Genomic DNA, 14,075 nt, shown 5'->3' with positions numbered 1-14,075 from the left:
CCAAGCGTGAACAGGTTGTTCTTTCAAGGGCAATATCTGTTCCAGAAAACAGGAGGTGCGGTGATTTGTCACGCATTGATCCGATGCCCGCTGGGAGCCCACATCGGATGCGACTCACGATCTGCGCCATTTTCTGACCAATCTGTCACATGTGCACTGTATCGGCTCCAGTTCGGACCATGGCGTCCGTCCATGCTTCCGACACCGGAATCCGTCCACCGAGTAAAAAAACCTGGTAGTTGCCCAATCACAGCGTAATACACAAATCGGCATGCAGCGACGTCCTGCCGCGACCGGTCACAAGCGGCACATTTTTTGCGCTTACCGAGTAACCATCCAATCTGTGCGCCAATCTTCCCGTCCAACCGTAGCGGCAGCGCTTTCAACTCAAAGATGATGAACTCATGCAACAGATCGCCTTCTACCGGCATGGCAGCAGCTCAAAAAAGCCCGTGTACGGACTTTGGCTCAGTTTTCCATGGATTAAAAGATTTTAGAGTTGAAGAACGGTATGCCCCCTGGTTCGCTCCGGCGGGTCTGGTCTTGTACCTGACCTGTCGTTTTCACGAAAGGAATTGCCATCCTTGCCCAAATTGCCCCGATCCATGCCGACGCTCCCGGAAGTCTGCCCCGCAAATCAGCTCATTTTACCCAACGAAAAAGCCGCCCCCGACCAGAGAATCACCACCACTCCACGCAGGTTTGCCTTTTTCCCGTTTTGTTGGGCAACCATCACCTTGTCATCGGGCAGGACACTGTGTACCGCATAAGGGACACTTCCGGGAACGTCATGGCAACCTGATTTCCGGTCTCTTGCTCCGTTTGATGCTAACCTGTGGCTTTTTATAAAAATATTCGATAATTGGAATAAGAATATTTAATATAAAAAATATCCTATATTTTTGGCACACATATTGCAATTGCAGCATTATTACCGCTTCTTGCAACACTTTCTTTTTAGCAACACACAACTGTCCCGCAACTCATCAATGTTTTGCGGGAGTTTTGCGGGACAGTTGTGTGTATGTAAACCGCCCGAGCACCAAGCAACCTCTGAACACGCGGTCGCAACTGCCTCAAACATAATTCATTCAGGAGAAAACTTATGAAATCTGCCACCACAGTTCCCTTCTCCCAAACCCGCCGCACCTTTTTGCGCAACGCCGCTGCCACGGCCGTTGCCGCTTCCTTTGGCAATTCCCTGCTGGACAAGCTGGCCTTTGCCGAAGGGGACTCGCCAGCCGACTTTGAGGCCTCTCCCGGCAACATGCCCTATGTAACGCAAATCACGCCGGAGCGGACAGCCGATAACGACACGGGCTGGATCTACTACGGTGCCGAGGCCAAGGACCGCCCGCTGAAGCCCGAAGACAAGGCCCAGATGAAACCCGGGGATTTCAAGAAGGACGCCATTACCCTCAAGTGCTCCTGCTACTATCCCAACGCCGGCGACATCGGCCATGGCATTCACTGGGAAACCTTCAGCTATCTGGAATATCTCTTTGAAGGCCGCTTGAGATTCGATCGTTACTTCGGCCAGTCCCTGCACAGCCTGGTGGACGGCTGGAAAGCTCTCCGCGCCGGTCTGGTCGACATTGGCCAGGCCTACCACATCCACAATCAGGGTGCATTCAATCTGTTCCACGCCGACGGTCTGCCCTTTCTATCCAACAGCGTGGTGGTGGCCACCCAGATCATGGAGGAAATGTACCCGAAATACTTCAAAAAAGAGTTTGAGGCCCAGCAGATACACCTGGCATGGATCCCCCACTTCGATGTGCAGGGGCTCATCTGCACCACGCCTATACGCAAACTGGAAGACCTCAAAGGTAAACGCATCATGGGTTTCGGCAGCCGCGTTATGCGTGACACGCTCATTGCCCTAGGCGCAACTCCCGTCGCTATCCCCACGCCCGACGTTTTTGTTGGTCTGCAGCGCGGCGTCGTTGACGGTGTGGCCTGGGCCGTAGGCAGCATGATTCCCTGGCGATTCCACGAAGTGGCCAAATACATCACGGTCACCGGCATGGCCAACACTGCCATAAGCTATGGCATCAACAAAAAAACATGGGCTGGTTTCTCCAAAGAAATGCAGCGGGAACTGTACTTCAAATTCCGTCTGGCAGCCAACCACATGTCCGAAGGTTACACCAAGCTTGAGGACCGCGGTTTTGAAGGTCTCAAGGCCGCAGGCAACGAAATCATCATTCTGGAACCCGAGGAAAAGAAACGCTGGGTTGCCGTGGGCGACGAAGTCTGGAAGTCCTTTGCCAAGGACTGCGAAGGCAAAGGGCTGCCCGGCAACCAGTTCGTCAGGGATTTCCGCGCCGCAGCTGCCAAGTACAACGCCATGAGCATCCGGCAGATCCGTGAATACGTGCAGGATCCCAAGAACATGATCCACGGCATCATTGACGGTTTTTAAGCCGGCACATCGGTCAGCACAGTCCGTCGGGGCTTCGCTTGTCGGAGCCCCGGACACCATTTCTTTTCAGGAAAATCAGCCTATGACAGCTCAAGAAAACCATACCGACCCGACAACCGGCCGGGCCGAACTGGCGTCGGAGGATGTATCGGTCGAGCCGGTGCCCGCCCCGCCGCCCACGCGATGGATGAAAGTTGTGGACAAATTGGCCAATTTCATTCTGGGATTCAGCATGTACCTGTTCTACCCGGCCATTCTGATCGTCATCCTGATCGACGTAACAGGCCGCAATTTCTTTGCTACGCCCCTCTCCTGGGCTATCGAAGGCAGCGGGCTCTTCCTCATTGCAGGCATCTTTCTCGCCGTGCCCCGGGTAGAACTGGACCGCGGCCACATCCTGCTTGACATCCTGTACGCTCGCTATTCCAAGAAAGCCCAACTGATCTGCGACATGCTGACCCGTTCACTCTGCTTTCTGTGGATGCTGGCTGCAACCATCCGCAGCAGCATCGAAATCCGCACGTCGTATCTTATGCAGGAAAGCGGCACGGACTTCCGCGCCCCCTTCTGGCCCATGCGCGTGATCATGACCTTGGGTTTTCTGATACTGGCCCTCGCGCTGCTGAGCAATGCAATTGACTGCTACCGCAAACTTCGCGCAGGAGGCAAATCATGAGTATGGTCATGCTCGGCTATGCAGGAATCATTACCATGCTTGCCCTTGCCGTACTCGGCATGCCCATGGCCTATGCCATGTGCGTGGTTGCCAGCACCGGCTTATGCTTCACGCTAGGGCCAGTCAACGCAGCCACCCAAACCATGTTTGTGGCATGGGAGCAGGCCAGCAACTTTTCTTTAATGAGCATCCCGCTCTTCATCTTCATGGGGTCCATCGCCTATCATACCGGCATTGTAAGCGAGTTGTTTGTCGCTTTCCGGCGATGGATCGGCTTCCTGCCCGGCGGTCTTGCGGCAGCAGGCATCATGGCCGCCGCCAGCTTCGGCGCAGTCACCGGGTCCACTGCGGCAGCGGCTGCCACCATGGCCTCCACGGTCATTCCTGAACTGGAAAAGGCAGGGTATGACAAAGGAATGGCTTCTGGCGCCATTGCCGCATCTGGAGGCCTGGCTGCCATTATTCCGCCATCAGTCTTTGTCATCATCTATGCCGTTTTGACAGATCAGTCGGCAGGTGAAATGTTTATAGCTATTCTTGGTCCCGGCCTGCTGACTACGGCGCTGTTTTCCTTGTATTGCGTAATCCGGTGCTGCATCACCCCCGCCATGGGGCCCAAACAACTGCATGCCACTTGGAAGGAACGTATTCACTGCCTTCCCGCCGCAATTCCGGTCATGCTCACCTTCATGATCGTCATCGGCGGCATTTACGGCGGACTGGCCACCCCCACCGAAGCCGCTGCACTGGGTGTGATCGGCGTTATGCTCATTGCCCTGTGCATGGGCCGTTTAACCAAAAAATTACTTGTACCTGCCTTCAAGGAAGGAGCCAAGATGAGTGCCGCCATTTTCTTCCTCTTTATTGGCGGTTGGCTCATGGCCCGCTTCATGGTCACCACCGGCACGACCCGGCATATGGTTGATATGTTTGTGGGCTTCAACATGTCCTACAACACGCTGTTGTTCGCCATGTTCGTTTTGTTCCTGATACTGGGCTGCATCCTCGAATCCACGTCGATCCTGGTGCTGACCATGCCCTTTATGTTTCCGATCACCCAACAGTACGGCGTCGACCCGGTGTGGTTTGGTGTTTTTGTGACCATGATGATGGTACTGGCAGGCATCTCGCCCCCCGTAGGACTGAACGTCTTCGTGGTGCGCAGTGTGTGCAGGCATATCCCGATCATGACCATTTACAGGGGCGCATTTCCCTTCATCTGCACGATGGTCATTGCCATTCTGGCCATCTGCATCTGGCCGGACATCGTCCTGGGCCCTGTTCGAGGTATGATGGGCGGTTTCCATTAAGCTTCATCTGCAAAGGCTCCCGCCAACTGGTGCAATAATCTGCTGCTGCAGGAGCAGTTGCACCAGTTCCCCGACCGGCAGGCCGATGACATTGCTGCTGGACCCATCGACAGCCCTCACAAGAAAACAGCCCGCGCCCTGCATGGCATAGGCCCCGGCCTTGTCCATGGGCTCAGGGGTCGCCGCATAGGCGGCCAAGACCTCTTCCGGGAAATTGCCGAACTGTACCCGGCTGCAGACATGGCCGGAAAGATTGAGACCGCGCTGCCCCACCCTGACGTTGTAACCCGTGATTACGGTGTGCGTCCGGCCGTTCAGCAGCGAAAGAAAGGCCAGCGCCTCGGCATGATTCTGCGGTTTGCCAAGAACGCGGCCATCTATGGCAACCACGGTATCGGCGCCGATCACACAGGCAGCGGCAGGCTGCGCCCGGGCCACCGCTCCGGCCTTCTCCCGGGCCATGCGTGTGGCAAAACCGGCCGCATCCTCACCGGGCCAGGCGCTTTCGTCGATCTCGGCCGGAATGCAGACAAAATCCAGGCCCAGCACGCGCAGCAGCTCTTGTCGCCGGGGTGAGGCAGAGGCCAGGACAAGGGGACAGGCAGCGACAAACATGGCTACACTCCTTCAGGATACAGGACCTGTTCCAGAAAAAGGCCGCAGGCGGGTGCCGTTTTGCCAGCCAGACGGCGGTCTTTTGCGGCCAGAATGGCCGGGATGCTGGCGACCATTCTTTTACCCTGGCCGATTTCCACGATTGTGCCGGTCATGATACGGACCGACTGCCGCAAAAAGCCGTCGCCCTTGAGCCTGAGTGACCAGCCCCCGGGCAAATCCGGCATGGCCTCACAAGTGGCGGCATAGAGGGTGCGCACCGTGCCGCGGCCGCCTTCATGCAGGTCGGGCGCGTGGGCAAAGCACAGAAAATCATGGCTGCCCAAGAGCAGAGCCAGCGCGGCCCTAGCCGGGATCACATCGAAATCACCGGGAATATGGCCCAGGTAGAGCCGCCGGGTAGGCGGCAGAATCTGGCCGGTATAAAAATCGTAGCGATAGATTTTGGCGCAGGCGCTGAAGCGGCTGTGGAAGTTCGGCCCGGCTTCGCGTGCCTCCAGGATGCGGATATCCGGCGGCAGGAGGGCATTCAGGCCCCTGGAGAAGGCGGCCAGCGGGTGACTGACCATGGTCTGAAAGTGGGCCACCATGCCCAGAGCGTGCACCCCCGCATCCGTGCGGCCTGCGCCGTGCAGCGTGACCGCATGACCGCAGATGAGCGCCAGTCTTGCCTCCAGCGTGGCCTGCACCGTGCTTTCACCCTGGGCCTGCCGCTGCCAGCCCGAATAGGCCGTACCGTCGTAGGCCAGCAGCAGCCTGATGAGACGAGACATCAGGGGAAGCAGGCCGGCCCCATCAGTGCGGTACCCTCGGCAAAGCCCTGCATGAGATTCATGTTCTGTACGGCCTGGCCGGATGCGCCCTTGCCAATATTGTCGATAGCCGAGGTGACGATGATGCGGCCCGTGCGATGGTCGAGCGCAAAGGCAATGTCGCAGCAATTGGAAGCGCGCACGTTGTGGGTGGCAGGCTGCTCACCTGGCGCCAGCACGCGCACAAAGGGTTCGTCCTTGTAGGCAGCTTCATAGAGTGCGAAGATGTCGGCCTTTGCCCCCCTGGGGGTGAGCGTGGCGTAGCTGGTGCTCAGGATCCCGCGGGAAATGGGCAACAGATGCGGCGTGAAAGTCACACGCACCGGAGCTCCTGCAGCCAGGCTGAGTTCCTGCTCGATTTCCGGGGTGTGGCGATGCTTGCCACCCACCTTGTAGGCCCTGAAGCTGTCCGCCACCTCACAGTAGAGATTGGCGACACTGGCGCTGCGGCCTGCTCCCGAGGTGCCGGATTTGGAATCGATGACGAGGGTGCCCGGCTCAATCAGGTCCTCCCGCAACAGCGGGGTCAGCGCCAGGATGACCGAAGTCGGATAGCAGCCCGGATTCGCCACCAGTCTCGCTGTTCTGATTTGGTCACGGTACAGCTCCGGCAGGCCATACACGGCTTCGGCCAGAAACTCCGGACTGCTGTGGGGCTGGTACCACTCCTCATAGACCCGCTGATCGTGGAGGCGGTAATCGGCGCTCAGATCCACCACCTTTTTGCCGGCTGCCAAGAGCTTGGGCACAATGTCCATGGCGGTCTTGTGCGGCACTGCGGCAAAGAAAAAATCCGCACGCGGCAGGAGTTCGTCCACCGTCAGATTCTCGCAGAGCACATCGAGCCGCTTGGCCAGGCTGGGAAAAACCTCGGCCATTTTTCTGCCCGCATACTGGCGGGAAGTGGCCACCGTCAGCCTGACCTCGGGATGCACCGCAAGAATCCGGGCCAACTCAACGCCCGTATAGCCGGAAGCCCCTATAATGCCGACATCGAGCATCACGAATCCTCCTCGTTCAAGACAAGAGTGGAAAAATGAGCGAGGCAGCGGCTGTCCCGTTCTGAGCGCCACCTGCTGAAACAATAAAAAAAAGGGATAACGAGCCTGCTCGTTATCCCTGAAAAATCAACGACAAAATGCGAAAGAACAGTTTGCCGATTAACGCTTGGAGAACTGGAACCGGGCGCGGGCAGAACGAAGGCCGTACTTTTTACGTTCCTTGCCACGCGGATCGCGAGTCAGAAGACCGGCTTTTTTCAGGGAATGCCGCATTTCCGGATCCACTTCCTGCAGGGCACGGGCAATACCATGTACCAGCGCGTCAACCTGGGCGCTCTTGCCGCCGCCTGCCACAGTCGCAACCACGTCGTAGTTGTCCGTGGTATTGGTCACGGCAAAGGGCTTGCTCAGTTTGGGTTCATAGTAGAGATTACCGAAATACTCGGCCGGCTCCATGGCATTGACAGCCACTTTGCCGCTCCCCGGCTTCAGCCAGACACGGGCGATTGCCGTCTTTCTTTTGCCGGTTGCGTAGGTTTTTTCCTGAACCATACGTGCTCCTGTTAGCGAATCTCGTAAATTTCCGGCTTCTGGGCCTGATGCGGATGCTCCTGGCCCGCATAAACCTTGAGCTTCTTCAACTGGGCCCGCCCCAGCTTGTTTTTGGGCAGCATGCCGCGAACAGCCTTGCGGATCATCTCTTCCGGATCCTTGGCCAGCAACTCGCGGGCCGTGGTTTCCTTGAGACCACCCGGATAACCGGAATGCCGGTAATAGACCTTCTGTTCCAGCTTGTCACCGCTCAGGTGGATGCGCTCGGCATTGACCACAATGACGAAGTCGCCGTTATCCTGAAAAGTGCAGAAGCTTGGCTTATGCTTGCCGCGCAGCAACACAGCCACCTCGGCAGCCACACGCCCCAGCGTCTTGCCGTCGGCATCGGCCACATACCATTTCCGTTCAATCTTCTCGACCGGGGTGAAGTAGGTTTTCATCCGTTCAAATCCTGATAGAAGAAAAAAGGCCCGAACTTCGGTTCGAGCCTTGAACCTTTTATGGAGCGGGAAACGAGATTCGAACTCGCGACTTCAACCTTGGCAAGGTTGCACTCTACCACTGAGTTATTCCCGCCTGCGCTTTAAGCGTTGCGAGGAACGGATATACCGATTCTGATCCTGGCTGTCAACAGGAAAGTGAAAAAGAAGATTGCCTCCACCAGCCGGCTCCCTTTTGCAGCATTGGCCCTGCCCCTTTCCGCTTTTGCTGTCGAAATGTCCGGAAAAAAGCGGTAAGGAAAACGAATCACTCAATTCTCCCTGAAGGTTTGCCATGAAACGATCTGCGCGTATCTGCCGAAACTTTGCCGTGCTTTTTCTCCTCGCTGCCCTGGCCTTTGCCTGCAAACCGGCGGGCAAGGAGCTCACAGTGCTCTTTGCCGACGGCAAGGGCATCGCCAAGGCCGACAAAGTCTATCAGTCCGGCATCGTCATCGGCACGGTCAGGGATGTCGGCATCAAGGATGGCCGGGCCGCGGTCCGCATCCGCATCGACAGCGACAAGTGGACGGAGCTGAAGCCGCCCCTGGCCTGCTATATCGACACCGATCCGGCAAGCAGCACCCACGCGGCCATGCTGGTACGTGGTCTGGGGGATCTGGGCGGCGAGCTTGCCGTCACGCTGAAAGAAAATGCCATCATCGACGGTGTGGACTCCTATCTGGTCTGGCAGGTGCTGCACTTCGCCCGCAACGTCACGGATCTGGAGCGCTCGGACTTTTGGCGCTACATCAAAAAGCAGACAGGCGGCAACTGATCGTGTTAAGCAATAGAGCAAAAATGTCGCTATTGATCCAAGAAGTTCCAGCATCGGATGCTCCAATGGACTTGCTCCTGCTCGCCGACCCGTTATCAGACAAGATTCGTTCGTATCTTCCAGGGGCAAAGTGCTTCGTTGCTTCAAATGGTGAGGTTGTTGTTGGCGCATGCGTAGTCAAACCACGTGGCGCCGGTACATATGAGATAATGAATATTGTTGTGCAGCCAGCCCATCAGAAATCCGGCTACGGCACAGCGCTCCTGAAATGGATCATTGATTTCTTTTGTGAATCTGGCGCAGGCCAAATAGAAGTAGGTACTGGAACGTTTGGTTATCAACTGGCCTTCTACCAGAGGCACGGCTTCCGGGTCACAAGTATTGACCATGACTTCTTCGTCAAAAATTACCCTGAGCCAATTTTCGAAAACGGGATACAGCTCTTTGACATGCTGCGTCTCACTCTGAGATGTCCAGACAATGTTACCTAGCAGCCTGTTGAAAAACTATATTTCAGGTTTCAGGCTACAGGAATTGCAAATTCCAAGTGACGAATAATCAGTGAGTTTCCTTTCTGTCTTACGAGGTTTTTTACTCGCAGTGCGCATTGCTGCGGTTTTTTCAACGGGCTGTTATACGGGCCAACTCACGCGACGCGTCTTTCCATTGCAGGCCATGCTTGATGACATAAATGATGCCGCCTTTCAGGTCATCGACCTGCGGAATACCATGTGAACGTGGAAAGAAAGGCTTGATACCTCCGAGTTGTTCGGCAGAAAGGGAGAAAAGTTGGCTCATGGCATCCTCCTTGAGCACAACTAACCAGATTTCCTGCTTTTTGCAATTAATGAGGACTGAGCCCAGACATCCCTTCCTGAACTGACAGAGACGATGCGGCGGCCGTACTGGAGCGTTTCAACTTTAAGATTGTATATAGCCACAAGATCTGAACCAGCCCTGGGCATCGTTTGCAGAAACGCGGTCCAGGGCTTCCCCGACTCCCGCAACCAGGTCTTCGTTGGTTCTGGCCTTGATCCCCCGCAATATCTGCTGCACCTTGCTCCACATCTTTTCGATGGGATTCAGGTCGGGACTATAGGCCGGTAAGAACAGGCATTCAGCGTGCCTTGCCTGTATGGCATCACAGGCAGCCTGCGATTTATGAACGGAAAGATTGTCCATAATCACGACATCACCGGGCCGCAGAGCAGGGGCAAGCATACTCCTGACATATGCATCGAACATCTTCCTCTCCACAGCTCCTGCAAAGACAATACACTCTGTCGTCCCGTCCAGCCGGATGGAAGATAAAACCGTCACTGCCTCCCAGTGCCCGTGGGGTGCTGCGTCATGACAACGCGCGCCCTTTAAAGCGCGGCCATACAATCGGGTCATATTGGTTTTTACACCGGATTCATCGAGAAAAACCAGGCGATTTGGGTCAGGTGTTTTTTGAAACTCTGCCCATGCCCCTCTGGCCTGGGCTATATCCAGGCCTTCCTGTTCGCTGGCCCGCAGAGTTTTTTTTAACGACAAAGCCGATTTTTTTTAGGAGCTTGTGAATGGCATTCAACGAGCAATCTTTTGCGAAGTGCGAGCGGAGTTCCTCTCATGTGATATCCGGCTGCTTCCCAATCAGTTCAACAAGTTCAAGGCGTTCAGCCTCGGAGAAAATAGCAACCCGATGCCCGCGTGGGCGCGCCTCAAGCCGCTTCTCCCGTTCAAATTCACGAATCCACCGGCTCACACTGTTCAGGTGGTAGCCCAGGATGTCAGCGATTTGTTGCCGTGAAACGCCCGCGCCATAAGCCTTGACCGCAACCGCACGTAGTTCTGAACTGGCTGTTTTCATGTCTCAAATCTAAACTTTTCTTGAATAATTTGAAAGTTGAAATGCTCTAAAAAACGGTCTCCACCGGTTTGATCTCGTACCCCATGGCTCGGTAGCCGCGCTGGCGTTTGTTCCACATGCGGTTGAGCTGAGGCTGATCGGTCTCGGCATAGTCGTAGATACGCAAATCCTGCTTGTCGGCGTGCTCCCGGTGCAGACGTCCGGCATATTGCTGCAAGGTTCCCTTCCAGGAGATCGGCATGGCCAGCACCAGGGTGTCGAGTGGCGGGTGGTCGAAGCCTTCACCAATCAAACGGCCGGTCGCGAGCAACACCCTCGGTACCGACTCGTCCAATGCCTCCAGCTCGGCCAACACCGTCGCTCGCTGCTTCTTCGACAAACGGCCATGCAGAACAAAGCAGTGCTTGATCTCATCCCCCAAGGCCTCCCGCAACAGCGGCAGATGATCCGTTCGCTCGGTAAGTACGAGCACCTTTCGCCCTTCGCGGTAGGATGTCAGGACATCTTCGGCGATGCGTCGGTTGCGGGTCTCATCGCCAGCGAGAATGTGGAACACATCCTGAATCGGTGAATCCGGCGGGATCTCCTGAGCGGGAAAGGCTTTCGGCCAGACCTCCAGTCGCGCCGGGGCGGTATCCGGTCTGGCGGCACTGTGGCGGATCGGCCCGCACTGCATGAAGATGATCGGCTGATGCCCGTCGCGGCGTATCGGGGTGGCGGTCAGACCCACCACGTATTTCGCCTTGGCCTGCTTGAGGATTGCCTCGAAGGAAAAGGCCGACAGGTGGTGGCATTCATCGATGATAATCTGTCCGTACTGGTCGAGCAGTTCGCCAAGATCTTCCCAACGTGACAGGGACTGCATGACCGCGATGTCGATCTTGCCGGAGGGTTTTTTCTTGCCGCCGCCGATGATGCCCAAGCTTCCTTTCGGACACTCCAAGAACCCGGTCAATCGCTCCTGCCACTGGCGCAGTAATTCGGTGCGATGGACCAGTACCAGTGTGCTCACTCTGCGTCGCGCGATCAGGGACGCAGCTGTGACCGTCTTGCCAAAGGCCGTCGGGGCACAGAGCACGCCGATCTCGTCTTTGAGCATCGCCCGCAATGCTGCTTTTTGGTCTCTGCGCAAGGCGCCGGTGAACTTGGCTGTCAGCTTCCGTCCCAAAAGGCGCTCGTCCTGCAGTTCCGGACAGATGTCATTCTCTTGCAACAGGTCGAGCACCGCATCGAGGCAGCCTCGCGGCAGACCGATATGCAGGGGGTAGTTCTCGGCGCAGCCGATGATGCGCGGCTTGTTCCACACCGGCAGGCGCATGGCCTGGGCTCTGTAGAACTCCGGATTCTGAAAGGCCGCGAGGCGGATCAGGCGGTTGGCCAGCGGCTGGGGCAGATCGGCCTTGGCGATGAAAATCTGGTTGGCCAGCACCAGGGTCAGAGAATCCGGTAAAGGACCGGCAATCCGGACGGGTACGGATGATGGTCGCTGCCAGGGCTTGCTGTCTTCCTCCTCGGTGGTAAAGGCCACATCCAGGGGATGGCGGCCGCCGCTGGCCCGCAAAATGGCGTCTTCCAGGTCCCGCCGGGACATGGGACGGATGGAAGCCAGAAAGGTCCACTGGTCAGAATGAGGTTGCAGGTGTTCATCAACGAACACGCTGCGCCCTGATTCCCTCGGCTGTTTCTGTAGGGGCAGCGCGATCAGGTTGCCGAAGCCTCCCTTGGGTATGGTGTCCTGATTGGGAAACAGACGGTCGTAGCTGGTCAGGGACAATTGCCTGGTGCGGTCGCAGGTATGGCTGATCAGTGCGGCCCCGAGCTGCCGGGCCTCGCGGGCCGGAACCGGCCCGGCAAAAAAGATCCAGGCGTGAGCGCCATTGCCGGAGCGGGAAATCTCCAGCGCCGCCGGAATGCCGAGTTCCCGGCAGGATCGCATGAAAGCCTGGGCATCCTCCCGCCAGTCAGCCTCATCGAAATCAAGCGCCAGAAAGGTGCACCTGTCGTCGCTCAGGAGCGGATAGACGCCGATGGTCTGCTTCCCGGCCAAATGGTCATAGATCACCTGATCGGTCACGGGCAGCAATTGGCGTTGGTTGCAATCGCCGCATTTCACCCGGGGCTTGTGGCAGATGCCAGGTTTCCACTTGTTACCGCAGGTTGGTGCATAGCCGGACGTTCCCTTGGCCGACTCCCAGCGTTGGGGATAGACATCCTCCCTCCCCCGGAACAGGCGGCGGAACAGAGCGATCTTGTCGTCTGTAGTGAAATGGGTTGGGGGCAGTGCGGATTCGGGTGGGGCAGGGACGGGTTCAGGGATGGCCGGTTCTTGCCAGGCGATACCGTGCCGGGTCAGCAGTTTCTTGAGGCGGGCGTTCTCCTCGCGCAGACGCCGCAGCTCGTCTCGTTCATTCAGTCTCTGGTTATTCTTCGGCAAATCCATACTCCGCCATCAGATCGTCCATGGCATCACCAACGCCCCAGCCCCAGTTGTGGCCTTCGTGCCGGACACATTCAAGCCGTTCGACAAATGCTTTCTGCCGATCTGGCTCAAGCTCCGCAGTCGCCTTCAGCGCTTGCTCGAACATGCGCACCAAGGCGTTGAAATAGCCCTCGTCATCCATGCCGCAGTAGCCGAGCAGGTTCGTGCAGGATTCGCAATAGAACACCATCAGCTCAGCCAGCCCTTCCGGCCGGCCTATGGCTTTCTTGTAATCGGAGATTGCCTTCTTGGCCTTGGCGACCGAGATATCCTGATTGCGCATGACATCCGGGCAAACCCAGCGGTCGATGGTGACCTTGTACGGTTCGAGCACATCCTCGCCCAGAGCGAAGCGGGCATGGAGAAAAGCCTGATTGTTCTTGCTGGCTGCGTACAGGTCCTGAATCAGGGCCAGCAGCTCCGGACGGTCGAAGCCGGCAAGCTGGCGCTTGAGATCGGTCCAGGTCGGTTTTTTCTTGTTTGATTTTTTCATGAAATCCGTTGGTTGCTCCTGATGGCCCGAATCACTCTGCCACAGCCGCCCCATGCGGCCGTTGCCCTCGGTGCAGGCGTTCGAACTCGTAGTGAAAGACCGGGCTGGCGATAAGCGGATGGGCGTCGGTGGTGGCCAGCCAACGGAACAAAGCGGCGATCAGATGTGGCGCCAGATCGGCGGGCGGAGCCATGTGAATTACTTGGTTTCCCGCTATGACGCCACGCCGCCATGCCAATACAGTCCCGTCGACCAGGCCGGACATCAGAATCCGGTGCGCCTCCAGCAGGTCCTTTTCGGCCTCTGGTTTCCAAGTGCAGAAGCGTTCGTAGGCAGCCAGGGCCTTTTTCACCTCCTGCACCTCGCGGAGCGGGGCAATCACCCGCTTGCCCTCCAGAACGCGGCGATCTGCGCCTCGCTTAAAGTGTTGCCATTGATGGCCAATGAACCGTGAACGGTGCGGATACGGTTGATGCGCCGCAGCCGCAAGGCTCCGGCCTGATCGGCGAGCACGGAACCGCCCGATGGCTCCGCTGATGGCGGCGACCCGGTTCAGGATCGCCGGTGACGGTGCAGGCGGCTGATATTTCATGCTGTCTC

At 57.2% G+C, this 14,075-nt stretch carries 15 protein-coding genes, 1 tRNA gene and 1 pseudogene; 5 read left to right on the top strand and 12 right to left on the bottom strand.

Annotation, left to right across the window (positions count from 1 at the left end; genetic code table 11):
- The first annotated feature begins 1,105 nt into the window (after positions 1–1,105).
- From CAY53_RS05520 to CAY53_RS05510, 3 genes are all read left to right on the top strand, one after another.
- Positions 1,106–2,425, top strand: coding sequence for a TRAP transporter substrate-binding protein (locus CAY53_RS05520; protein WP_104936276.1), 1,320 nt, complete (start codon positions 1,106–1,108; stop codon positions 2,423–2,425).
- A gap of 82 nt (positions 2,426–2,507) precedes the next feature.
- Positions 2,508–3,101, top strand: coding sequence for a TRAP transporter small permease subunit (locus CAY53_RS05515; RefSeq protein ID WP_104936275.1), 594 nt, complete (start codon positions 2,508–2,510; stop codon positions 3,099–3,101).
- Positions 3,098–4,411: a TRAP transporter large permease gene (locus CAY53_RS05510; protein WP_104936274.1), complete on the top strand. Its 1,314-nt coding sequence runs from the start codon at positions 3,098–3,100 to the stop codon at positions 4,409–4,411. Before CAY53_RS05515 ends, CAY53_RS05510 begins: the two co-directional genes overlap by 4 nt.
- 3 nt (positions 4,412–4,414) lie before the next feature.
- Here the strand turns inward: CAY53_RS05510 and CAY53_RS05505 are convergent, their stop codons facing one another.
- The 6 genes from CAY53_RS05505 to CAY53_RS05480 all read right to left on the bottom strand — a co-directional run bounded on the left by CAY53_RS05505 (position 4,415) and on the right by CAY53_RS05480 (position 7,970).
- A complete protein-coding gene (locus CAY53_RS05505; protein ID WP_017865908.1) occupies positions 4,415–5,026 on the bottom strand; it encodes a Maf family protein in 612 nt (203 codons plus the stop codon).
- A 2-nt stretch (positions 5,027–5,028) separates the two neighbouring features.
- On the bottom strand, positions 5,029–5,799 hold the full coding sequence (truA, locus tag CAY53_RS05500) for a tRNA pseudouridine(38-40) synthase TruA (protein WP_104936273.1): 771 nt from the start codon (positions 5,797–5,799) through the stop codon (positions 5,029–5,031).
- Entirely contained in the window at positions 5,799–6,839 is a 1,041-nt protein-coding gene (gene argC / locus CAY53_RS05495; RefSeq protein WP_104936272.1) for an N-acetyl-gamma-glutamyl-phosphate reductase, read from the bottom strand. The genes truA and argC overlap by 1 nt, the downstream gene beginning before the upstream one ends.
- A 159-nt stretch (positions 6,840–6,998) precedes the next feature.
- Positions 6,999–7,391 (bottom strand): 30S ribosomal protein S9, encoded by a 393-nt coding sequence (gene rpsI, locus CAY53_RS05490; protein WP_104936271.1) that lies wholly within the window; start codon positions 7,389–7,391, stop codon positions 6,999–7,001.
- Positions 7,392–7,402: 11 nt separating this feature from the next.
- Positions 7,403–7,834, bottom strand: coding sequence for a 50S ribosomal protein L13 (gene rplM / locus CAY53_RS05485; RefSeq protein ID WP_017865911.1), 432 nt, complete (start codon positions 7,832–7,834; stop codon positions 7,403–7,405).
- A gap of 61 nt (positions 7,835–7,895) precedes the next feature.
- Positions 7,896–7,970 (bottom strand) — tRNA-Gly (locus CAY53_RS05480).
- Positions 7,971–8,168: 198 nt separating this feature from the next.
- Here CAY53_RS05480 and CAY53_RS05475 point away from each other — a divergent pair.
- Positions 8,169–8,651, top strand: a complete 483-nt coding sequence (locus CAY53_RS05475) for an MlaD family protein (RefSeq protein ID WP_104936270.1) — start codon at positions 8,169–8,171, stop codon at positions 8,649–8,651.
- 23 nt (positions 8,652–8,674) lie between these two features.
- Positions 8,675–9,142: a GNAT family N-acetyltransferase gene (locus tag CAY53_RS05470; RefSeq protein ID WP_219842736.1), complete on the top strand. Its 468-nt coding sequence runs from the start codon at positions 8,675–8,677 to the stop codon at positions 9,140–9,142.
- A 130-nt stretch (positions 9,143–9,272) separates the two neighbouring features.
- Here the strand turns inward: CAY53_RS05470 and CAY53_RS12905 are convergent, their stop codons facing one another.
- From CAY53_RS12905 to CAY53_RS13885, 6 genes and pseudogenes are all read right to left on the bottom strand, one after another.
- Positions 9,273–9,449, bottom strand: coding sequence for a hypothetical protein (locus CAY53_RS12905; RefSeq protein ID WP_181040441.1), 177 nt, complete (start codon positions 9,447–9,449; stop codon positions 9,273–9,275).
- Between the two features lie 123 nt (positions 9,450–9,572).
- The gene (locus tag CAY53_RS05460) at positions 9,573–10,187 is read right to left on the bottom strand and encodes an IS630 family transposase (protein ID WP_104936268.1); all 615 of its coding nucleotides are present in this window, start codon (positions 10,185–10,187) and stop codon (positions 9,573–9,575) included.
- A gap of 73 nt (positions 10,188–10,260) precedes the next feature.
- Complete coding sequence (locus tag CAY53_RS05455) at positions 10,261–10,503, bottom strand: helix-turn-helix domain-containing protein (protein WP_104936267.1); 243 nt, start codon at positions 10,501–10,503, stop codon at positions 10,261–10,263.
- Positions 10,504–10,549: 46 nt separating this feature from the next.
- The gene (locus CAY53_RS05450) at positions 10,550–12,943 is read right to left on the bottom strand and encodes a TOTE conflict system archaeo-eukaryotic primase domain-containing protein (protein WP_181040440.1); all 2,394 of its coding nucleotides are present in this window, start codon (positions 12,941–12,943) and stop codon (positions 10,550–10,552) included.
- A complete protein-coding gene (locus CAY53_RS05445; RefSeq protein ID WP_104937455.1) occupies positions 12,924–13,475 on the bottom strand; it encodes a hypothetical protein in 552 nt (183 codons plus the stop codon). The genes CAY53_RS05450 and CAY53_RS05445 overlap by 20 nt, the downstream gene beginning before the upstream one ends.
- Positions 13,476–13,508: 33 nt before the next feature.
- Positions 13,509–14,067: pseudogene (locus CAY53_RS13885) on the bottom strand (Fic family protein); the annotation flags it as partial.
- Positions 14,068–14,075: the final 8 nt, after the last annotated feature.

Origin of the sequence: Desulfobulbus oralis (assembly GCF_002952055.1) — a bacterium.
Lineage (GTDB): Bacteria > Desulfobacterota > Desulfobulbia > Desulfobulbales > Desulfobulbaceae > Desulfobulbus > Desulfobulbus oralis.
This window is presented reverse-complemented; position numbering and strand designations above follow the sequence as displayed.

What these genes read in the sequence shown, in the direction of transcription:
- CAY53_RS05520 (WP_104936276.1), top strand. Translation starts at nt 1,106, where the DNA reads ATGAAATCTGCCACCACAGTTCCCTTCTCCCAAACCCGCCGCACCTTT.
- CAY53_RS05515 (WP_104936275.1), top strand. Translation starts at nt 2,508, where the DNA reads ATGACAGCTCAAGAAAACCATACCGACCCGACAACCGGCCGGGCCGAA.
- CAY53_RS05510 (WP_104936274.1), top strand. Translation starts at nt 3,098, where the DNA reads ATGAGTATGGTCATGCTCGGCTATGCAGGAATCATTACCATGCTTGCC.
- CAY53_RS05505 (WP_017865908.1), bottom strand. Translation starts at nt 5,026, where the DNA reads ATGTTTGTCGCTGCCTGTCCCCTTGTCCTGGCCTCTGCCTCACCCCGG.
- truA (WP_104936273.1), bottom strand. Translation starts at nt 5,799, where the DNA reads ATGTCTCGTCTCATCAGGCTGCTGCTGGCCTACGACGGTACGGCCTAT.
- argC (WP_104936272.1), bottom strand. Translation starts at nt 6,839, where the DNA reads ATGCTCGATGTCGGCATTATAGGGGCTTCCGGCTATACGGGCGTTGAG.
- rpsI (WP_104936271.1), bottom strand. Translation starts at nt 7,391, where the DNA reads ATGGTTCAGGAAAAAACCTACGCAACCGGCAAAAGAAAGACGGCAATC.
- rplM (WP_017865911.1), bottom strand. Translation starts at nt 7,834, where the DNA reads ATGAAAACCTACTTCACCCCGGTCGAGAAGATTGAACGGAAATGGTAT.
- CAY53_RS05475 (WP_104936270.1), top strand. Translation starts at nt 8,169, where the DNA reads ATGAAACGATCTGCGCGTATCTGCCGAAACTTTGCCGTGCTTTTTCTC.
- CAY53_RS05470 (WP_219842736.1), top strand. Translation starts at nt 8,675, where the DNA reads ATGTCGCTATTGATCCAAGAAGTTCCAGCATCGGATGCTCCAATGGAC.
- CAY53_RS12905 (WP_181040441.1), bottom strand. Translation starts at nt 9,449, where the DNA reads ATGAGCCAACTTTTCTCCCTTTCTGCCGAACAACTCGGAGGTATCAAG.
- CAY53_RS05455 (WP_104936267.1), bottom strand. Translation starts at nt 10,503, where the DNA reads ATGAAAACAGCCAGTTCAGAACTACGTGCGGTTGCGGTCAAGGCTTAT.
- CAY53_RS05450 (WP_181040440.1), bottom strand. Translation starts at nt 12,943, where the DNA reads ATGGATTTGCCGAAGAATAACCAGAGACTGAATGAACGAGACGAGCTG.
- CAY53_RS05445 (WP_104937455.1), bottom strand. Translation starts at nt 13,475, where the DNA reads ATGAAAAAATCAAACAAGAAAAAACCGACCTGGACCGATCTCAAGCGC.